The organism is Nocardia sp. NPDC019395 (genome assembly GCF_040632335.1).
Classification (GTDB): Bacteria; Actinomycetota; Actinomycetes; order Mycobacteriales; family Mycobacteriaceae; genus Nocardia.
Window position 1 is genome coordinate 2,077,574 of sequence record NZ_JBEYBT010000001.1, and the last position, 19,657, is coordinate 2,097,230.

The following is a 19,657-nucleotide window of genomic DNA, read 5'->3' on the forward strand; positions in this document are numbered from 1 at the left end:
CGCTGCGGGGAACCCGGGGTGACAACACTTATTCGGGCGCGGCCTGTAATGCGCCATCACGCCTCACGCTGTCCCGAGGCGAGCGGCGCCTTGCCGACCTGCTCGGGCTCGAAGGTCTTCACCAGCACCCGCTTGGAGATCAGCCACGTGGAATCGACTTTTCTGTATTCGTCCTCGTACTGAACATTGAACCGCAGCCGAGGGCCGCCGCCCGCGTGCTGCACATCGCAGATACCGAACGCGACACCCGTGGCGCGGGTTTCCGACAGGATGGTGATCACGTGGTTGGTCATGTGGTGAACGACGTGTTCCACCATGTCCACCAGTTCGTCCCCGTACGCCGCAATGGCCTCGCGCCCTACGTGGAGACCGAAATCGACCTGGCGCTCGTCGAGAAAGCAATCCTCCGTGAATACTTCGGCCGCCCAGCGAGCGGGCTCACCCGTATCGAGGAGCAGGGCGTAGCGATGGTTCAGCTCGGTGATGGCAAATTTGTCTTCGATGGACATCAGTGCGGACCTTTCATCAGCCGGTTCTGTGCCGTCGGCCGGTCACCGGTGCGGAATCTTGTTGGGGGCCATTGCTCCCGCATCGAGCACATGGGTGGTGCCGGTGACGTAGCGAGCATCGTCGGAGGCGAGGTAGACCACCGCGTTGCTCACGTCGACGGCTTCGATCCAGGGCACGCGCAAGCCCTGCAGCTGAACGAAAACCTCTTCTACCTCGGCTCGCGTCGGGTTTGCCACGTGGGGAAGGAAGACATTGTGGACCACCGGGTTGTTGATCATCGGTGTGTCGACGTTGCCGGGATGCAGTGAATTGACCCGGATGTTGTGCGGAGCGAGCTCGACCGCCAGCGCGCGCATGAGGCCGGTGACGCCGTGCTTCGAGGCGGTGTAGTGAGAGAGATCCCCGTAAGCGATCAGACCGGCAAGCGAGCTGGTGAGGATGATCGAGCCGCCCTGTTTCCGCTCGATCATCGACGGCACCGCCGCCCGGATGGTCTTCCAGGTGCCGGTGAGGTTGACGTCGATCATCTCCTGCCATTGCTGTTCGGACATCTCCCAGGAGGGCGCGAAACCGGTGATGCCGGCATTAGCGACGACGATATCGATCCCACCGAGCTCCGCGACCGTCTCGGCGACAACGGCCTGGAGTCCGGCCAGATCCCGGGTATCGCACTGCCGATGGATGATCCGGCGGCCCGTCTCCCCCGCCAGTTCGGCGGTGTGTGCCAGATCCTCGGGGGTAGGCAGCGCATAGGGCACGGTGTCCACCGGTGCGCAGATGTCCATCGCCACCACATCGGCGCCTTCCTCGGCAAGCCGCAGGACATGTGACCGTCCTTGGCCGCGGGCGGCGCCGGTCACGAGCGCGACCTTGTTGTCGAGACGTCCCATGGTGGTCCTCCTAGTTCAATATACCGGCGGATACCGGCGATAACGGTTGCCGACGAAGCGCCGGAATATCTCTTATGCCGATTCGAGGGGTCGGCTCGCGGTCTCCTGAACCCGCAACGTTGTCAGCAGCACCACCACGGCAACAGCCATCAGATAGAAGGCAGGCGCGTAGGTGGTTCCCGTCTGCGCGACCAGGAAGGTGGAGACGTATGCCGCGGTCCCGCCGATCAGCCCGAAGACGTTGTAGCTGATGCCGAATGCCGTGTATCTGATACTGGTGGGGAAACGTTCCAGTGCGGCAGTGACATACACGGCCTGTCCGGCCGATACCGGTATCGCGAGCAATATCAGCGCCGCCACGGCCGCGAGGAAGTTGCCGGTGTCGAGCAGCAGGAAGCTCGGGTAGGTGAATACGATCAAGCCCACCGCCGCGTAGACGAGGACCCGCCGGCGGCCGTATCTGTCGGACAGTATGCCCATCGGCGGCCCCAGGACGGCAATGGCCGCGCCGCCGGCACAGATCGCCAGGAGACCGTCGCCGGAGTCGAAGCCGAGTTCGCTGGTCAACAGCGTCGGCATATAGATCATCATGATGTAGTAACCGAGAAACGCACCGGCACCGAGCAGTCCGGTCACCGCCATCCGGCGGTACATCGATACCTTTCCGAGCACCTCGGGAAGCGGGCTGTGGAAAGTCGCCTCGGCTTTCCGTGCGAGTTCGAACGCGGGGGATTCGTCGAGCTTCACCCGGATGTAGAGCCCCACCAGGCCGAGTGGCAGGGCGAGCAGGAACGGAATGCGCCATCCCCAGCTGTTCAGCGATTCGGTGGAGAGAAGCGCCGCGAGCAGCGCGGCGGTGAGAAGTCCCGCCAGGGTCGCGCACGTGATCGACACCCCGATCCAGCTCACGAAGTAGCCCCGCCGGTGGTTCGGTGCGGATTCGGCGACGAAGATTGTCGCACCGGGTAGTTCACCTCCCGCCGAAATACCCTGCAGGACGCGGAGGATCACGAGCAGCAGTGGCGCCAGGACGCCGATCGTCTCGTAGCCCGGAAGCAATCCGATGGCAGCCGTGCTGACCGACATCAACACGATGACCGAGACCAGCGTCGTCTGCCGCCCGATCTTGTCACCGAAGCGCCCCCAGATCAGGCCACCGAGCGGCCGTGCGAGGAACGCGAGGGCGAAGATGCCCAGTGTGCTCAGCAGCCCGCTCACCCGGTCTGTCGCGGAGAAGAAGGTGCTCGCGATGGCGGGGGTCAGGGCGGCGTACACGGCGAAGTCGTAGTACTCGACGAAAGAACCCGCGCAGCTCGCGATCACGGCGCGACGGAGCATCGCTGGGCTGATATCGGGCTCGGCGTCGCGATCGGCGGAAGTTTCCGGCGATTCCGCCCGGGGCATACCGGCCTCGTTGCCGGTCTTCTCGGTGGTCACACTGTTGTCCAACCGCCATCGATGACGAGCGTCTGTCCCGTCATATAGGACGACGCATCGCTGGCGAGGAACACCAGGGCGCCGTTGAGTTCGTCTTCACGGCCGCCGCGCCGCATCGGCATGCGCCGGAACCGGCGTTCACCGGCGCTGCTGGTGAACAGCTCCTCGGTGAGCTCGCTCCGGAAATACCCGGGCGCGAGGGCATTGACCCGGATACCGCGATCCGCCCATTGCGCCGCAAGTTCGCGCGTCAGGCTGATCACCGCTCCCTTGCTGGCGCAGTAGCCGGCCTCGGGAATCGACCAGCTGGCGACCAGGCCGTTGATGGACGCGATATTGATGATCGTGCCCCGGCCTTGTTCCAGCATCCGGCGACCGGCGAGGTGGCAGAGACGGTAGAGCGCGATCAGGTTGACGTCGATCACTTTGCCGAAGGTTTCCGGGTCTTCGTCTTCGGCCGGCTGGATCGAGGTGATGCCGGCATTGTTGACGACGATATCGATTGCGCCCCGCCATTCCACGGTGCGATCGATGACATCGCGGATCTCGTCGTCTTTCGTGACATCCGCCGATACGGCAAGAATGTGTTCGGGAAACTGGTCGACCAGCGCGAGGAGCGGGTCTTTTCGCCGCGCCACAGCGACGACATAGGCGCCGCGCTGTGCCATCGCGGTGGCGAATTGCCGGCCGAGACCGGAACTCGCTCCGGTCACGATCGCGACCTTGCCGGCGATGTCGAACAATGGGTCCACGCTTCGGACCGCTGTCGGAGTGGTGTCGTTCATGCGGAAATATCTCCTGGGGTCTATCGGTGCGTTTCTCGAGTTCGACGCAACCCGCCGGTGTCGGTCGTCAGGCTTCAGGCGTGCTTGCCGAGTGCGCCGAAAGCCTCATAGGCGAGTCCCATGCCGAGCATTTCGAGCACCTGTTTCTTGAGGGGCTGGACGATGAGGGCGCGGGTGAAACGCAGCGTAGTATCCGATTTCTCGGCGATCCGGCCCGCGATCTCCCGGGCCCGCCCGAGCACCTGGTCCGGAGGTAGGACCTCTTTGACCAGGCCCCAGCGGAGCGCTTCTTCCGCGGTGATCGTCTCCCCGGTGAGCATGTAGGCACGGGCCCGGTTGATCCCGAGGAGCATGGTCATCCAGATCTGGGAACCGTCGCCCGGCGCTATATCCTCCAGCTCGAAATGCGCCGAGTCTTCGAACGACGCGGTGTCCGCGGCGATGATGACATCGGAGAACAAGGGAATCTCACAGTGCCGCGCCACCGGGCCGTTGACCGCGGCAACCACCGGGACCTGGATATCCAGGATTGCGTTGACCAATTCACGCTGGTCGGTCCAGGCGTCCTGTTCCCATACCGCGTATTCCTCCGAGAAGGACGGGATCACGGTCATGATCTGCCCGCCCTCGGCGTCGGCGCGCGGTCCCATGAATTCCACACCGGTGCCGGTGATGAGCACGACTCGATTACCGCGATCGAGCGCGACATCGCGGAATGCGCGTGTCAATTCACGATGAGTATGCATGCCGATCTGAAAGGGCCCGCCATCGGAATGGAGCCGTAATTCCAGAATTCCGTTCTCGTCCCGGATGAATTCGCAGTGCGGATACTTGTCACGGTAGTCGTCCAGTACGGTCATGGAAACCATCTCCTTTGAGGTTGCCGAGTAGAAATCTCTGCCCCGAAAAATGTCGGAGGCAGCTGGTTGTGGAGCTTTCGAATCGAGCGCTGCGGCTTCAGACGAGATTGCCGAATTTCTCTCTGAGCAGTTTCTTGTCGAACTTGCCGGTACTGGTGCGCGGAATGTTGTCGATCACCCGGAAATCGTCCGGGATCCACCATTTCGCCACGCGCCCCGACAGGTGTTCGCGAAGTTCGTCGGTGCCGACCGCGCCGTCTGTCACGACGAAGGCGGCGGGGCGCTCGCCCCAGCGGTCGTCCGGACGCCCGACGACGGCCGCCTCACGAACCGACGGGTGCGCCATCAGCGCCGACTCCAGGTCCAAGGAGCTGATCCACTCGCCCCCGGATTTGATCGCGTCCTTGAGCCGATCGGTGATCCGTACCCACCCTTTCGGGTCGATGGTCCCGACATCCCCGGTCCGCAGCCAGCCGTCGTGGAACTTGTCCGCGCCGACGTCGGCTCCCAGATAGGCGCCGGCCACCATCGGCCCACGGATCTCCAGTTCACCCACGGTGATCCCATCTCTGGGCAGCTCCGTACCGTCGTCGGCGACGAGGCGCATTTCGTAGAGCGGCGAGATCCGGCCGGCCGAAGTGCGCGACCGCCACCCCTCATCGGTGTCGGTCATCGCCGAAGGCGTCACCATGGTGGCTCCCGGGAAGACTTCGGTCATGCCCCAGCCCTGGACGAAATCGATTCCGAGGGAGCCGTAGGCGCGCATGAGCGACTCGGGAACCGCGGTCCCGCCGCCGACAACGGTCCGCAGACTCGACAGGTTGACCGGTGCGGGGCCCGATTCCCGATCCCGGATGACTCGCAGTAAGTCCATCCATACTGTGGGAACACCTCCGGCCCACGTCACCCCATGTTCGGAGATCAGTTCGGCAACCGCCTCGGGTTGCAGGTTCGGGCCGGGCAGGACCATATCGGCACCGGTGAGACCGCAGAGGAAGGGCAGCCCCCACCCCATGGCATGGAAGAGCGGAACCAGGCCGAGGACGATGTCTTCCTCCCCGATCCGGAAGACGTCACGACCTGCCATGGACAAGGCGTGCAGGACGATCGACCGGTGGGAATACAGAACTCCCTTGGGATCCCCCGTCGTACCGGAGGTGTAGCAGAGGGCTGCGGCTGCCCGCTCGTCGACGTCGACCGGCGCGAGCGGACGATCCGCCTGCGCGATCAACTCCTCGTAGCCGAGTTCGCCGGCAGCGAGGTCGCCGGCGGCGCCGATGACCACCACCTGCTCGAGGTGCGGCAGCCGATCCCGCAGACCGGCGATCCGGTCCCGGAAATCGGACTCCACGATCAGCACGGTGTCGCACGCGTGGTTGATCGTGTACACCAATTGGTCCTCGTGCAACCTCGGGTTGGCCGTGTGCAGCACCGCACCCATCCCGATGACGGCGTAATAGGTCTCGAGGTGCTCCTGGGTATTCCACGCCAGACTCCCGACGCGATCTCCCGGCCCGATTCCCAACTGCGCCAACGCCGCAGCGAGGCGCTCCGACCGATCCAGCACCTCGACGAAGGTGGCCGACCGCGAGGGACCGTCCGGGTAACTCGCCGACCGCGAGTACACCCGCGCCCCGTGATGGATGGTGCGCATCCGCCGCAGCAGCAACGCGACGTTCAGGTCGACATCCATAATGAGGCCCGGCATCGGCACCGGTTCGGGCGGTGTCACTGCCGGGCCGCAGCCGCCGCGCGCCGGCGATCACGGGCTTCGAGCGCCGCGCCGACCAGACGCTGATGATCCTCCGACACCGCGGAGACGCGTTCGGCCTGGAAGCCCAGATCCAGTGTCACGCTGGACAACATGTGCAGGATGGCGTTGAGCGCCTTCTTGGTGCCCTGCACCGCGACATGCGGTGAGGCCGCCATCCGCTCGGCCCATTCCATGGCCCGCGGGAGCACCTCGTCCACCGGGCAAGCCTCGGTGACCAGCCCCCATTCCGCGGCGACCCGCCCCTCTACCGGATCCCCGGTGAGCAGGAAGCGCTTGGCGCGCGCCATACCGACGAGAATCGGCCACATCATCGCCCCGCCGTCACCGGCGACAAGACCGATCACCACATGCGGGTCGGACAATCGCGCGTCCTCGGCCACGATGCTGAAATCGCTCATCAACGCCATCGTGAAGCCGTAGCCGGCCGCGGCACCGTTGACGGCGGAGATCACCGGCTGCGGGAGGTTCAACAGATCGTCGACGATCTTCTTGGCTTCGAAGAAGGTGGTCTCCCTGGTCACCGGGGTCTCCCCCGCGATCCACTCGAGATCGCCGCCAGCACAGAATGCCCGTCCCGCACCAGTGAGGACCACTGCCCGCACCCGGCGATCCATACCGATATCGGCGAACACCGTGGACAATTCACGATGGAAGTCGGCATCGATCGCATTCAGCTTGTCGGCACGCAGGAACGTCACCGTCAGCACACCGCTGCTCGACAGATCGAACTTCATCGTCTGATACCGCTCATACATTGGCAGCTACTCCTTCGGGATTGATCGCCACAGCTACATCGAGACCAGGAGCCACGTCGGTCCGTTCCGGCGCGATCCGGACCGCCCGCTCGCGACGGCCGCGCCATCGGAGGGCGATCACCGCCTGAGAACTGTTAGCCATCAACGTGACTCCGATCATACTGACACATATAGTCCAAAATAGGAAGAAGGTTGGACCAGGACCTGATCGCCGAGGTCGGCAGCCTTACCGAGACTCGTCGAAGCGCCAACGACCGGTGAAGGACGGCGCTGTTCTGGATTTGAAAGCCCGGTAGCCGTTGTCGATGTCCTCGCCGGCGAAATTCACGGCCTGCGCCACCGCTTCGGCCTCGAGGCTGCCGGCGAAGTCGGCGCCGGCCGCACGGTGCAGGAGAGACTTCGTCAAGGACAGAGCTGCCGGCGGACCGGCGGCCAGCCGACCGGCAAGCGTGTCGACGACAGCATCGAGCTCCTCGGGCTCGACCACCCTGGTAGCCAGTCCCAGTCGTTCCACCTCCGCCGCGTCGAGGACATCGCCCGTCATCGTCAGCAGTTTTGCCTTCTGCATCCCGATGAGACGAGGCAGCAACCAGGACCCACCGACATCGATCGACAGCCCCCGCCGCGGGAACACCTGCGCGAAAGTGGCGTTGCTGGAACAGATCACGAGGTCGCAGCACAGTGCGAGGTTCCAGCCGCCGCCGATCGCCGGGCCCGGCACCTTCGCGATCGTCGGCTTCGGAAACTCGTGCAGGGCAATCGCGGTGGCAGAAATGATCCGCATGCGGTCCAGCGGATGTTGCGGGCCGTCGGCCCCCAGCTCGCCGCCGGACGAGAACACCCCGTGGGCGCCCGTCAGCACCACCGCGCGCACACTCGTATCGTGCTCCGCGTCGTCGAGCGCGGCCGCCAGGCGACGCCACTGAACGGAATCCAGGGCGTTCTTCACCGCAGGCCTGTTCATGGTCAAGGTCCGGACGCCGTCGGCCTGCTCGACCACAAGCGGGTCGGTCTCCGGTTCATTCGATTTCGCCATAGGACTTCCTCTCGGCATACGGATTCCGCGTACTCACCGCGCCCCACCGGCCGCGAGAGCGCGAAACATTCTGGACGGAATGGCTCGGTAACTTGCTGTGTGTCCCCTCCGGCCGGGCGAGATGGCTTCGGCGCCGCTACGAGGAGCGGTATGGTAAAAGCCATGACGTCTTCGCCGCGCACGGTCGGACGACCGCGTGAACCCGATCTCGACGACCGGGTGCTGGACGCCGCCAGGTCGGTATACGGCGAGCGCGGCTGGAGCGGATTCACCGTCGACGAGGTCGCGCGGCGCGCAGGGGTCGGCAAGGGCTCGCTGTATCTGCGCTGGCCGAACAAGGCCGCGCTGCTGGTCGATGCCGTGCGTTCGGCCGCGCCCTCGGTCGGGAACATCAATCTCGGAAACCTCGAGCTGGACCTGCGGGAGTTCGCCAGACAGTGGATGGCGTTCGTCCAGAGCATCGAGGGCACGATGGTCAGCCGACTGATCATGGACCGGCATTCCAACCAGGAGCTGGCCGCGGTCGTCGGCGAACTCGACTATCCGGATTACATCCGGTCGACCCGGGCACTGGTCCGGCGAGCGGTCCGGCGCGGCGAGATCGACCCCGGCATCACACCCACCCTCATCGCCGATCTCGTCGCGGGCGCCATCACCACGCATGTCCGTAGCACGCCTCCGGGGCTGGCCGAGGTCGCGCATACGGAGGCCTACCTGACGCAACTCGTGGACACGGTGCTGCGTGGCGTCGGCTATCGGCGTCCCTCCACGCAGGACTCCCCCGGCGACGACACCTGACGGACCGCCGGGGCTGTCCTGCCGCGAGATCATCGGGACGCACCGCCCTCGGACGTCCGGGCCGGAGTGGACCGGGCACGTTCCGGCCGGGCCCATGTACGGGGTCCCCGGCCACGCTCACGGAGCTCGGCCTTGCGGACCCGCTCGGTCGCCGTCTTCGGCAGCAGGTCGACCACCTCGATGAATCGTGGTCGCATGAACTCGGCCAGCCGGCCGGACAGGAATTCGTCCAACGCGGCCTCGTCCAGGCCCCGCGATTGTTTCGGGACGACGAAGGCCATCACTTCCTGCTCGCCCCACTCCGAGTCGACCCCCACCACCGCGCATTCCAGTACGTCGGGATGCTGGAGCACGGCCGCTTCGACCTCGACCGAGGAGATGTTCTCACCGCGGCGGCGCAACGAATCCTTGAGACGATCCACCAGGTAGTAGTTGCCCTGCTCGTCACGGCGGAACTGGTCACCTGTGTGGAACCACAGGTTGCGCCAGGCGGCGACCGTCGCCTCCGGGTTCGCCCAGTATCCGGAGGCGAAATGCCACGGTTCACGCGGACGCAGGATTAGCTCCCCGAGTTCACCGTCGGGCACCTCGCGATCGAACTCGTCGACAATTCTTGCTTCGAACCCGTCGCGCAGGCGACCGCAACTCTGCGGAATACTGACGTCGTAGTCGACCGCGACAATGGGTGCGCATACTTCGGTCATGCCCCACTGGGTGGTCACCAGTACGTCGTGCCGCTTCTTGAATTCCTCCACCTCCGGAATCACCGGAATCATCTGCACTCGTCGCAGCGGGGTCGATTCGGGCCGGATATCACTCTGGTAGACGAAATTCGCCATCGCGCCGAGGAGTAGCGTCGCGGTGCATTGATACTTCTCGATATCCGCCCAGAAGGCGTCGGTCGAGAAACGCTCGCGTAGAACCGCCCGTCCACGCACTCGCGCCACAGATATCAGATTGGCGCGATAGGTGATGTGCGATGGCGGAAAGGGGAGGTAGATGGCGTCCTCATGGCCGAGTACGGTCGGCGGGAAGACTCCGGCCGCCGCCTCCTTCAACTGTGCGAATGGCACGACGACCCCCTTCGACAACCCCGTCGTGCCCGAGGTGTAGAGGATGCAGGCCGGCGTATGTCCCGGTATCCGGCCCTCGGGCGCGCCCTCCGCGGACTCCCCCGCCGCGGCCAGAATGTCGTCTGCCCGGACAATGACGGTGGAATTATCGGATCGGAGATCGTCGCCGCCGCCGATGACAACGACCTGCTCGATATTCGACGCCTTGATCAGCGCCTCCCGAACGGCCGGAAAATACCGGTGGTCGACGACCGCGACCCGCGCCCGGGTATCACCGACGATGTGATCGAGAAGCGCGCCCCGATACGCGGGGTTGGCCGACGCTTCGATCGCGCCGGCGTAGGCCACTCCGCACCACAACTCGACCGAGGCCACCGAGGACGCCACAAAGGTCAGGACGGTGTCACCCGCCGCCACCCCGAGACCGGCCAGCGCCCGGCGCCATTTCCGCGCGTTCGCGTGGACCTCGGCATAGGTCCTGACCGGCCCGTCGACCTCTTCCAGACAGATTGCTGCCGGCGATTCGGCCGCGATCTCGGCGACCATATCCGGGTACGCCTCGGCCGTCCGCACTATTTCGGGACTCACTAACTCTCCTGATAAATGTTCGTTCTCGAAAATCGAGTCGGTACAAACACATGGCTTTGCGGAGTGGATCAGCCGAATCCGTGGTCGGCTCTGATCAGCACTCGAACCTGTGTGTCCGATCCGCTCGAGAGGCCCGGAGGTTCGATCGGTTGTCGATGGCCGGGCGGCGGTGTGGCGTGTGCGGTTTCGTAATCGTCCAGACCGGCGAGATCGTGGCCCATACGGTCGCGTTTGGTCCGCAGGTAGGCGAGATTCTCGGCATTGGCACGCAGCGGCATCGGGACACGTTCGGTGACGCGCAGTCCGTGGCCGTCGAGCCCGACCCGTTTGGCGGGGTTGTTCGTCAGCAACCGCATGGTGGATATCCCCAGGTCGACGAGGATCTGCGCGCCGATACCGTAGTCGCGGGAGTCGGCGGGCAACCCGAGCTGGAGGTTCGCGTCGACGGTGTCCGATCCCGCGTCCTGCAGCTGGTAGGCCTGCAGCTTGTGCAGCAGGCCGATCCCGCGGCCTTCGTGACCGCGCATGTACAGCACGACACCCCGCCCCTCGCTCGCGATCATCTCGAGCGCGGCGTCGAGCTGGGGCCCGCAGTCACAGCGCAGCGATCCGAACACATCACCGGTCAGGCATTCGGAGTGCACCCGGACGAGGACATCGCTACCGTCGCCCGCCGGCCCGGCGATATCCCCACATACGAGGGCGACATGCTCGACCTCGTCGTAGATGCTCCGGTAGCCGACTGCCCGGAATGTGCCGTGCGCGGTCGGTATCCGCGCGTCGGCGATGCGGACCACCTGCTTCTCGTGCCTGCGGCGCCACGCGATGAGGTCGGCGATCGAGATCAGCGCGAGGCCGTGTTCGTCGGCGAAGTCGCGGAGCTCGCCGGTCTGTGCCATCGCGCCTTCGTTCTGCCGGCTGACGATCTCGCAGATCACGCCCGCGGGGCGGAGGCCGGCCATCCGCGCGAGGTCGACGGCGGCCTCCGTATGGCCGGGCCGGCGCAGGACACCTCCGTCCTTCGCACGCAGCGGTACCACGTGGCCGGGCCGGGTGAAATCGCCGGCACCGGCGGTGAGGTCGGCGAGCAGGCGCATGGTCGCGGCTCGGTCGGCGGCGGAGATACCGGTACCGATGCCCGCCCGGGCATCGACCGTCACCGTGTAGGCGGTACCGTGTTTGTCCTGGTTAACGGCATACATCGGCGGCAGGGCGAGCCGGTCGCAGTCCTCGCCGGACAGCGGTACGCACAGATATCCCGACGTATGGCGGACCATGAACGCCACCAGTTCGGGCGTCGCCTTCTCGGCGGCGAAGATCAGATCGCCCTCGTTCTCCCGATCCTCGTCGTCGACCACCACCACCGGTTTACCGGCGGCGATGTCGGCGACCGCGCGCTCGATATCGTCGAACCTTGTCACGTCCTGTGCTCCATACTCTCGTGCCCGCACCGGGCCGGACGGCGGTGTCGCCCCTGGTCAGCCACCCGCGCTGATCCCCTCGTCTACTCGACGTCGATCGTCCGAGCGTCGACCAGTTCGCGGAACTTCGTGCCGTGCCAGATGAGCGGGTCGTTCTCGCCGATGCCGAGCTTGTTCACCTCGAGCAGGACCATCCAGTGATCGCCTGCCTCGGTGACCTCGTGGATCGAGCATTCGAGCCACAGTGCGGCGTCTTCGATGAACACCGCACCCGCTTCCCCGACGTCGATCGCGACCTGCTCGAAACGGGAAGCGCGATCCTTACTTGCGAGCTTGCGGGTCAGATCGCTCTGCCCCTTGCCCAGGATCGACACTCCGAGGGAGCCGGCCTTCTCGAGCACGCCCCATGTCTCGGACGACTTCTGTACCGCGACCGCGCCGAGGCAGGGTTCCAGCGATACTCCGACCATGAACGACGAGGCGACGAGCGCATGCTTGCCACCGGCGATATCGGCCGCGAGAACCGCCACACCAGAAGGGAATTGCGCAAAAGCGTTCCGCACGACCGTCGGGTCTCCGCCGAAACCACGCACTTTGGTCTGACTCATCAGTTCTCTTCCTGCCACGGTTCGAAGCACGGCACCAGCGCGCTCCGAACCGTGGACCGATTACTCGGCCCGGCTACTCAGTTGCCGGACACATCTGCCGCGTCCGCGGGGATTTCGGACTCCATCTCCGGCGCCAGGAAAACCATCTGCGCGCGGAGTGACTGGCTCGCATTGAACAGCGGCGTGAGATCACCGTCCGTCGTGAGCTCCGACGCCTTGTCCGCCCAGGCTTCGGGGGTGGTTTCGGCGGCCTTGATCCGCGGCATCGCGGTGATGACAGTCCTGGCGGCCGCCAGGCCACCGACCTCGAACGCTTCGCCGTGCACAGTGGTGTCCTGGTGCGCGAGCCAGGTGACGAAGGCCGCGACGGCATCCGCCGGGAACTGCTCGCGCATGAGCTTCTGAATGACGGGGCTGCCGTTCCCGAACGCATCCTCGGTCATCGGTGTCCAGGCGACCGGCAGCAGCGTGGTGACCTGTACGCCGACCTCACGGGCCTCGGCGACGAGGGAATTGCCCAGTCCCCAGACCGCGGCTTTGGCCGCGCCGTAGGACGTGTCGTTGGGGATACCCATCAAACCGTTCGAAGAGATATTGATCAGCCGTCCGCTTCCGGATTCGATGAGGTGCGGCATGGCGTGGCGCGCAACCTCGACGACACCCCGGAAGCTGGTGTCGAAAACTCGCCACCAGAGGTCGCTGTCCATTTCCCAGAAGCGGCCGTACGCGTTGATCCCGGCATTGTTGACGACGATATCGAGGCGCCCGAAACTGTCGATCGCCGCCTGCACCAGGCCCGCCGCTTCGGTGACGATATCGTGGCTGTCGGGCACTGCCGTCCCGCCGGCTTCGCGGATCGCTTTCACCGTTTCCTCGGCACGTGCCGTGGCGATATCGTTGACCACGACCCGCGCACCGCGAGCGGCGAGCATTACGGCGTGCTCGCGCCCCATGCCCTGTCCTGCTCCGGTAACAATGGCTACGCGCCCGCCGAAGTCGAGTTCGCTCTGTCCAGTCATTTCATACACCTTTGTAGAGTTTGTGGATTATCCGGCCGGATCGGGTCGAGGAATTCGACCGCTAGGCATTGGGGGTATTGACGTAATCGCGTTGGGCTTCCGGCGGAAGATATTTTTCCTCCGTGCTCTGCACGTATTCCGGCGACGGCCGCCCGAGGCGAGCACCCCATCCGAAGTCGTAGGCGGTGCCTTTCGCCTCGTTCATTTTCTCCACGTAGGCCGCGAAGGGGGTGGCGTCGCCGGCTTCCTTGATATCGAGGAGCAAGCGCCACACCTCGTGGACACCGGGCAGGACGAACGGCACTGCCTCGATCGACTGACCCACCGCGGTCAGCTCGTGGAGCGGCCGCCGCCCGATGAGATCGGCACCCATCACGTAGTTCGAACCGGGCGTCTCTTTCAGTGCCAGTTCGGCCTGCTCCCAGGTATGGAAGCCTTCGAAGAAAATGACATCGATCCCGGTCTCCGCGCGGTACAGCTGTGCGCGGCGGATCGCCTCGTCGACACTGCCGCCGGCCGCACCGAATCCGTCGGTGCGCGCGACGATCACGAAGTCGGCATCCAAGCGGTCCCGGGCGTCGACCGCCGCGTTGAGCCGCCCGATCGCCTCCGCATCGGATACGAGTTCGATTCCGGTCGTCCCACCGGACTTCTTGGGCTCCCGCTGATCCTCGATATGGATTCCCGCCACGCCGGCATCGATGAACTCCGCGACAGTGCGCTGGACATTGATGGGGGCGCCGAAACCCGTATCGGCGTCGCAATATACGGGAATATCGGTGCTTCGTGCGACGCGCTTCGCGTGCGCTACCACCTCGGTCAACGTCAGCCAGCCGACATCGGAGGCGCCCTCGGCCCACCAGGCCGACATCCCGCCCGAGAGTTCGAAGGCCTCGAAGCCCGCGTGCTGGGCCATCTGAGCGTGGATCGGCAGCGATCCGAACGGTACGACCACGGTCTCGGGCCGCTGGAATATCTCGCGCAGCGCCGCACCCGGCGAACTCGGACCCATGATTACTCCTTCATCCTGATTGCCTTGTTCGAATTTCTGGGTTCCGGTCGCTATGCGCTGGACTGCGAATCGTTGTATCCGATCGTCACCACGATGTAGACACAGTCCTCGTCGTACGGGTTCTTCCAGGCGTGCGGTACGCCGCCCATGACGAGGAGGTCACCCGGTCCGAGGGTACGCACCTTTCCGCCGGGCAGCTCGAGGTCCACTTTTCCCGAAATCACCACTTCGTAATCGATGGTTTCGCTCGCGTGCATATTGGGATCGCCGTCGTCACCGGTACCGGCCATACTCGGGTCGAGCTGTTCGGGATCCAGTTCGTTTCCGGCCGAACGTGCCGGGAAACTGCTCACCCCGAAGGTCGAGCCATTCGGCCCCGCCAGGTGAACGCGGCTGGGCGGGCGGCCGATGTTCTCTTTACTGTGCCCGCCTTCGACGGCCCAGTAGAATGCCCCCTCGGCGATACCCGGCATACTTATCTCGGCCGGTCCGCCGACCTCGAGAAAATCCGCTTCGCCCGAGTCGGTGGTTCCCGCGACTATCAGGCGGAATTGTTTGGGATCCGGAAAAGTCATCTACCTTCACTCCCTTGTAAAGGATCCGAGCCGTTGTCAGGCACGTAGTCCGGCGCTGCGCATCAGCGGAAAAATCTGCTCGTTGAGCCGGTCCAGGCCCTCGTCGTAGTCGACGAGCCCGGTGCAGACACCCGCGATACCCGCGTCGGACAGCTTCTGGAGCCCTTCGACGATCATCTCCGGCGTGCCCACCAGCGGAACCAGACCGGCCCGCATGAAAGTCCGGATGGATTCATCCTGCTTGAAGTCCTCATTACGTTTGAAATCGTCCCAGCGCATACTGCGGGCATCACCCGAGGCGATGATCTGCTGATACCGGACCGCGCTCTCCCAGTCACCCTTTTCGTCGACGACGTATTTCACGTAGTCCTGCGCCTCTTTTTCGGTGTCTTTGCAGATGATGTGCACACCCGCCCAGAGATCGAGGTCCGGCCGGCCCGCCTCGTCGGCGTTCACCCGGACTTTCTGCGTGACCGGTTTGCTGTTGTTCACATCGGTGACCATGATGAACAGGATGTTGGCGTGCCGGAACGCGAATTTCTGGCCCGCCGGGCTCGCGCCGGCACTCATCACCATGGGTCCGGGCGATTGGACGGGCTTGGGGTAGGCCTGGGCACCGCCGAGTGTGAAGAACTCGCCGTCGAAGTCGAATTCGAATTCCTCGCCCTCGTCGGACCAGAGTCGCTCGACGATCGTCATCCACTCTTCGGCCATCTCGTAGCGCTTGTCGTGCTCCGGGAGTTCGAGACCGAACATCTTGTACTCCGGCTGGTGGTAGCCGGCGACGGCATTCAACCCCATCCGGCCGCCACTGATGTGATCGACCGTCGCGCTCATTTTCGCCGCCATGAGCGGATGCACGAACGGGACGTGACAGGTGGCGAAGATCTGGATGTTCCGCGTGGCCGCCGCCAGTCCGGCCGCCCAGGTGAACGTTTCGTGCTGCCGGCCCCAGGGCCGGTCCGGCCCGGAAAGCCCCTGCCAGCGCGCGATCGGAATGAACCCTTCGACGCCGTAGGTGTCCGCTTTTTCGGCGAGACCGCGGACCTCGTCCCAATTACCGAGTTTGATCGTGTTATCGGCGAGCGTCAGTCCGCCCTGACCAGTCGAAACATTTGCCCCGAAGATCGCGAACTTGAATTTGTTCGGTCCGTCGATCATGGGCCGCTGATTTCGTTCCACGGTGTGATCGGCGACGAATTCACGCGGTACGTCGCTCTTGATCAGTTCGGGGGTACTCATCGAGTTTCTCCAGATCTTCGTGATTCCAGGTGCCGGAAAGCACCCGTGGTGGGTCGGATTGCGCGACATGCGTTCGCCGTCGCGATATAGGGCTGAATGCCGGCGAGTCCGCCCGCTCGTTCGTCGCTCGGTGCACGGCGAGTCACGTCGTTCGTCTACGGGGTCGTAGCCGAGCGCCTGGGCGGTGCCGATGCGATCCGTCCGTCGAGATCGTCTTCCGGGCCGGTGCGTCGGTGTCTCAGCTCACATTCGCTGTGTTCAGGTTAGGAGCGGGCACCGCCACACCGGCACGGTATTCGACGCCAACAAGGTGAGAAAGTGCGTCAAGTACGCCCCTTCGCAGCCCGCTGGCGCGAGATACCAAGCTTCTGGCGGGACTCCATATGGCCGACGCACGCAGGTGCGCAGCAGCATTCGAGTGGTAGCCCCGCCGGCCGACGGGCCGCCACCCTTTCCAATTTGGACGAAACATGTCAGTATGGTCGGCGTCACATGGCTGAGCGACTGCGCTCGCCGAGTGCTCACCCCATACCCGGTCATCGCCGGGCGGCGAGCGCTCATTTCCGGTTGCGGCAGCAGGACGCCGCCTCGGTTTCTCTCTCAGAATGGAGCATCAGCAATGGCGGGACGTATGGAAGGCAAAGTCGTCTTCATCACCGGTGCGGCGCGCGGTCAGGGCCGTGCCCATGCCGTCCGCCTTGCCGAAGAGGGCGCGGACATCATCGCGGTCGATATCTGCGCGTCGATCCCCACCGTCTTCCAGTACAGCGGTGCCACAGCGGAGGACCTCCAGGAAACGGTCCGTCTCGTCGAGGCGCTCGGCCGGCGGATCGTCGCCGAGCAAGCCGATGTCCGCGACCTCGAGCGGCTCCGGCAGGTCGTCGGCGCCGGCGTGGCCGAGCTCGGCCGGCTCGACGGTGTGGTCGCCAACGCGGGTATCGAAATCTTCAAGCCCTGGGACAAGTTCAGCGAGCAAGAATTCCGCGATGTCATCGAGGTGAACCTCTTCGGCGTGTGGAACACCGTGCAGGCGACCGCGCCGGTACTGGTCGACGCCGGGAACGGCGGATCGATCGTTCTCGTTTCGTCGGGCAACGGACTCAAAGGGGGTCCGTTCAATCTCCCGTACACCGCCTCGAAGTTCGCTGTCACCGGGATGGGCAAGACCCTCGCCGCCGAGCTCGGCAAACACCGGATCCGGGTCAACACCGTGCATCCCGGTCCGGTCGACACCGAGATGTCGCGGTATATCGCACCCCTCTTCGGTGAGATCGCCGCCGGCAACGAAGCCCTGCTCGGCACCTACGCCCATTTCCACCCGGACAGCATGATGGACCCGACCGAGATCTCCCATGCCGTCGTCTACCTGCTGTCCGATGAATCCACCTGGACCTCAGCGCTTTCCTTGGCCGTCGACGGCGGCGTCACAGCGTTCTGACGTGGTGACCGACCGCAGGAAACGAACAAGCTGGGAAGGGACTCGGCCGACACCATGGACCTAGTCGTCGAGAAGAACCTCAGGGTCGCCATGCGCGACGGCGTGGAACTCGCCACCGATGTCTACCGTCCGGCCACCGGCGGGCCGTTCCCCACTCTGCTCGAACGCATCCCGTACAACAAGGAGAGCTACGGGATGATCAGCGGCTGGGTGGATGTGCTGCGCGCGGCACGGGAAGGATTCGCGGTCGTCGTCCAGGACACCCGTGGCCGCTATCAGAGTGACGGGACCTTTCGTCCGTTCGCCGACGAACGGACCGACGGCGCGGACACCATCGCGTGGGCGGCCGGCCAGGCGTGGTCGACCGGCTCGGTGGGCATGTTCGGCAGCTCCTACACCGGCGCGACGCAATGGCTGGCGGCGGCCGAGCGGCCACCGGCCCTGGCCACCATATCGGCGGCTGTCACCTCTCGTGACTACTACGACAGCTGGCTGTACCAGGGGGGCGCGTTCCGCCTGGGATTCGCCTTGCAATGGGTCACTTCGGCACTCGGCCTCGGGGAACTGCTCCGCAGCCCCTCGGTCGAGGAGAATCGCCTCGCCGATCTGCGGCGAATGCTCGACACCATGGACGACGTGTTCCGCACGCTGCCGGCGCGCGATCACCCCACGCTGACCGCCGTCGCACCGTACCTGGCGCAGTGGCTGGACCACCCGGACCGCGACGGTTACTGGGAACACTTGTCGGCGGCTGTTCCGGACATCCCGGTGCTGAACATCGGCGGATGGCACGACCTGTTCCTGGGCGGCACGATCGACAACTATCTCGCCCTGCGCGCACGCTCGGACCGGCCGGACGCGCGGCGCCAGCGGTTGATCATCGGCCCGTGGGCCCACGGAGCGACCAGCGGTGTGTTCCCCGAGCGGTCCTTCGGGATACAGGCCGGGGCCGACGCAGCCGATATCACCGGGGTCCAACTGGCGTGGTTCAAGGAGCACCTGGCGGGTTCTCCCTCGACAGTTTCGCCCAGCCCGGTGCGGATCTTCGTCATGGGACCCGATATCTGGCGCGACGAGCCGGACTGGCCCCTACCGGACACCGAATACGTCGACTACTACCTCGGCAGCGCAACCGATGCCCGAACCAGCGGCGGCGACGGGACGCTGTCCACCTCGACCGGCTCGGCGGCGGCCTCCGACAGCTTCGTCTACGACCCGGCCGACCCGGTCACGACCTGTGGCGGCGCGACATTCCTGCCCGGCCTGTTCATCGGCGCCAACGCGGGCCCCCGCGACCAAACGTGCACCGAGGCCCGCCAGGACGTGTTGTGTTACACGAGCGCGCCGCTCGACCGGTCACTCGAGGTGACCGGCCCGGTCCGGGCGAAACTGTACGTCTCGTCGAGCGCGGTCGACACCGACTTCACCGCGACGCTGGTGGACGTCCACCCGGACGGCCGGGCCGAACTCGTCTGCGACGGCATCCTGCGGTGCCGCTACCGGATATCGACGGCGCGACCGGAATTCCTGGAACCCGGGGCGGTCTACGAAATCGATATCGACCTGGTCGCCACCTCCTACGTTTTCGGCGCCGGGCATCGGCTGCGGTTGGACATCTCCAGCAGCAATTTCCCGAAGTACGACCGAAATCCCAATGCGGCGATCCCGGTCGCGGATGCCCGCCGTGAGGACCTGGTGGTTGCCACCAACACCGTGTGGCACGACGGCACCCGGCTGTCGAGGCTCGTGCTTCCGGTTGTCCGGCGATCGGCGTGATGGGTCCTGCCCGTCACGACAAAGGCTTGTAATGATGCATTTCGACCTGAGAAAGGTTCG

At 65.1% G+C, this 19,657-nt stretch carries 18 protein-coding genes; 3 read left to right on the top strand and 15 right to left on the bottom strand.

All coding sequences use genetic code 11. The features are described 5' to 3' along the window. Nucleotides 1-56: 56 nt before the first annotated feature. The 8 genes from ABZ827_RS08505 to ABZ827_RS08540 all read right to left on the bottom strand — a co-directional run bounded on the left by ABZ827_RS08505 (nt 57) and on the right by ABZ827_RS08540 (nt 8,011). Nucleotides 57-509: a nuclear transport factor 2 family protein gene (locus tag ABZ827_RS08505; RefSeq protein ID WP_357234247.1), complete on the bottom strand. Its 453-nt coding sequence runs from the start codon at nt 507-509 to the stop codon at nt 57-59. A 42-nt stretch (nt 510-551) separates the two neighbouring features. Next, the gene (locus ABZ827_RS08510) at nt 552-1,400 is read right to left on the bottom strand and encodes a mycofactocin-coupled SDR family oxidoreductase (protein WP_357234250.1); all 849 of its coding nucleotides are present in this window, start codon (nt 1,398-1,400) and stop codon (nt 552-554) included. Between the two features lie 72 nt (nt 1,401-1,472). After that, a complete protein-coding gene (locus tag ABZ827_RS08515; RefSeq protein ID WP_357234253.1) occupies nt 1,473-2,837 on the bottom strand; it encodes an MFS transporter in 1,365 nt (454 codons plus the stop codon). Beyond that, nucleotides 2,834-3,622: a glucose 1-dehydrogenase gene (locus ABZ827_RS08520; RefSeq protein WP_357234255.1), complete on the bottom strand. Its 789-nt coding sequence runs from the start codon at nt 3,620-3,622 to the stop codon at nt 2,834-2,836. The genes ABZ827_RS08515 and ABZ827_RS08520 overlap by 4 nt, the downstream gene beginning before the upstream one ends. A gap of 74 nt (nt 3,623-3,696) precedes the next feature. Next, the gene (locus ABZ827_RS08525) at nt 3,697-4,482 is read right to left on the bottom strand and encodes an enoyl-CoA hydratase/isomerase family protein (protein ID WP_357234258.1); all 786 of its coding nucleotides are present in this window, start codon (nt 4,480-4,482) and stop codon (nt 3,697-3,699) included. Between the two features lie 97 nt (nt 4,483-4,579). Next, a complete protein-coding gene (locus ABZ827_RS08530; protein WP_357234261.1) occupies nt 4,580-6,190 on the bottom strand; it encodes a long-chain fatty acid--CoA ligase in 1,611 nt (536 codons plus the stop codon). A 20-nt stretch (nt 6,191-6,210) separates the two neighbouring features. After that, entirely contained in the window at nt 6,211-7,011 is an 801-nt protein-coding gene (locus ABZ827_RS08535; protein ID WP_051743150.1) for an enoyl-CoA hydratase-related protein, read from the bottom strand. Between the two features lie 226 nt (nt 7,012-7,237). Next, entirely contained in the window at nt 7,238-8,011 is a 774-nt protein-coding gene (locus tag ABZ827_RS08540; RefSeq protein ID WP_357234264.1) for an enoyl-CoA hydratase-related protein, read from the bottom strand. A 198-nt stretch (nt 8,012-8,209) separates the two neighbouring features. On the opposite strand from ABZ827_RS08540, the gene ABZ827_RS08545 reads away from it, so the two are divergent. After that, the gene (locus tag ABZ827_RS08545) at nt 8,210-8,845 is read left to right on the top strand and encodes a TetR/AcrR family transcriptional regulator (protein ID WP_357234267.1); all 636 of its coding nucleotides are present in this window, start codon (nt 8,210-8,212) and stop codon (nt 8,843-8,845) included. A 29-nt stretch (nt 8,846-8,874) separates the two neighbouring features. On the opposite strand, the gene ABZ827_RS08550 is transcribed toward ABZ827_RS08545, so the two are convergent. From ABZ827_RS08550 to ABZ827_RS08580, 7 genes are all read right to left on the bottom strand, one after another. Next, a complete protein-coding gene (locus ABZ827_RS08550) occupies nt 8,875-10,506 on the bottom strand; it encodes an AMP-binding protein (protein ID WP_357234269.1) in 1,632 nt (543 codons plus the stop codon). A gap of 68 nt (nt 10,507-10,574) precedes the next feature. Continuing rightward, complete coding sequence (locus tag ABZ827_RS08555) at nt 10,575-11,927, bottom strand: bifunctional 3,4-dihydroxy-2-butanone-4-phosphate synthase/GTP cyclohydrolase II (RefSeq protein WP_357234272.1); 1,353 nt, start codon at nt 11,925-11,927, stop codon at nt 10,575-10,577. Nucleotides 11,928-12,010: 83 nt separating this feature from the next. After that, nucleotides 12,011-12,535 (bottom strand): flavin reductase family protein, encoded by a 525-nt coding sequence (locus ABZ827_RS08560; protein ID WP_357234275.1) that lies wholly within the window; start codon nt 12,533-12,535, stop codon nt 12,011-12,013. Nucleotides 12,536-12,612: 77 nt separating this feature from the next. Beyond that, nucleotides 12,613-13,554 carry an SDR family NAD(P)-dependent oxidoreductase gene (locus ABZ827_RS08565; protein WP_084533409.1) on the bottom strand — a complete coding sequence of 314 codons (942 nt, stop codon included), beginning with the start codon at nt 13,552-13,554 and terminating at the stop codon, nt 12,613-12,615. A 61-nt stretch (nt 13,555-13,615) separates the two neighbouring features. Beyond that, nucleotides 13,616-14,566 carry an isocitrate lyase/PEP mutase family protein gene (locus tag ABZ827_RS08570; RefSeq protein WP_357234279.1) on the bottom strand — a complete coding sequence of 317 codons (951 nt, stop codon included), beginning with the start codon at nt 14,564-14,566 and terminating at the stop codon, nt 13,616-13,618. A gap of 50 nt (nt 14,567-14,616) precedes the next feature. Next, entirely contained in the window at nt 14,617-15,141 is a 525-nt protein-coding gene (locus ABZ827_RS08575; RefSeq protein WP_357234282.1) for a cupin domain-containing protein, read from the bottom strand. Nucleotides 15,142-15,177: 36 nt separating this feature from the next. Then, entirely contained in the window at nt 15,178-16,383 is a 1,206-nt protein-coding gene (locus tag ABZ827_RS08580) for an LLM class flavin-dependent oxidoreductase (RefSeq protein ID WP_357234285.1), read from the bottom strand. 619 nt (nt 16,384-17,002) lie between these two features. On the opposite strand from ABZ827_RS08580, the gene ABZ827_RS08585 reads away from it, so the two are divergent. Both ABZ827_RS08585 and ABZ827_RS08590 read left to right on the top strand, forming a co-directional pair. Beyond that, nucleotides 17,003-17,821: a mycofactocin-coupled SDR family oxidoreductase gene (locus tag ABZ827_RS08585; RefSeq protein WP_357234288.1), complete on the top strand. Its 819-nt coding sequence runs from the start codon at nt 17,003-17,005 to the stop codon at nt 17,819-17,821. 54 nt (nt 17,822-17,875) lie between these two features. Then, complete coding sequence (locus ABZ827_RS08590; protein WP_357234291.1) at nt 17,876-19,597, top strand: CocE/NonD family hydrolase; 1,722 nt, start codon at nt 17,876-17,878, stop codon at nt 19,595-19,597. The last annotated feature ends 60 nt before the right edge of the window (nt 19,598-19,657 follow it).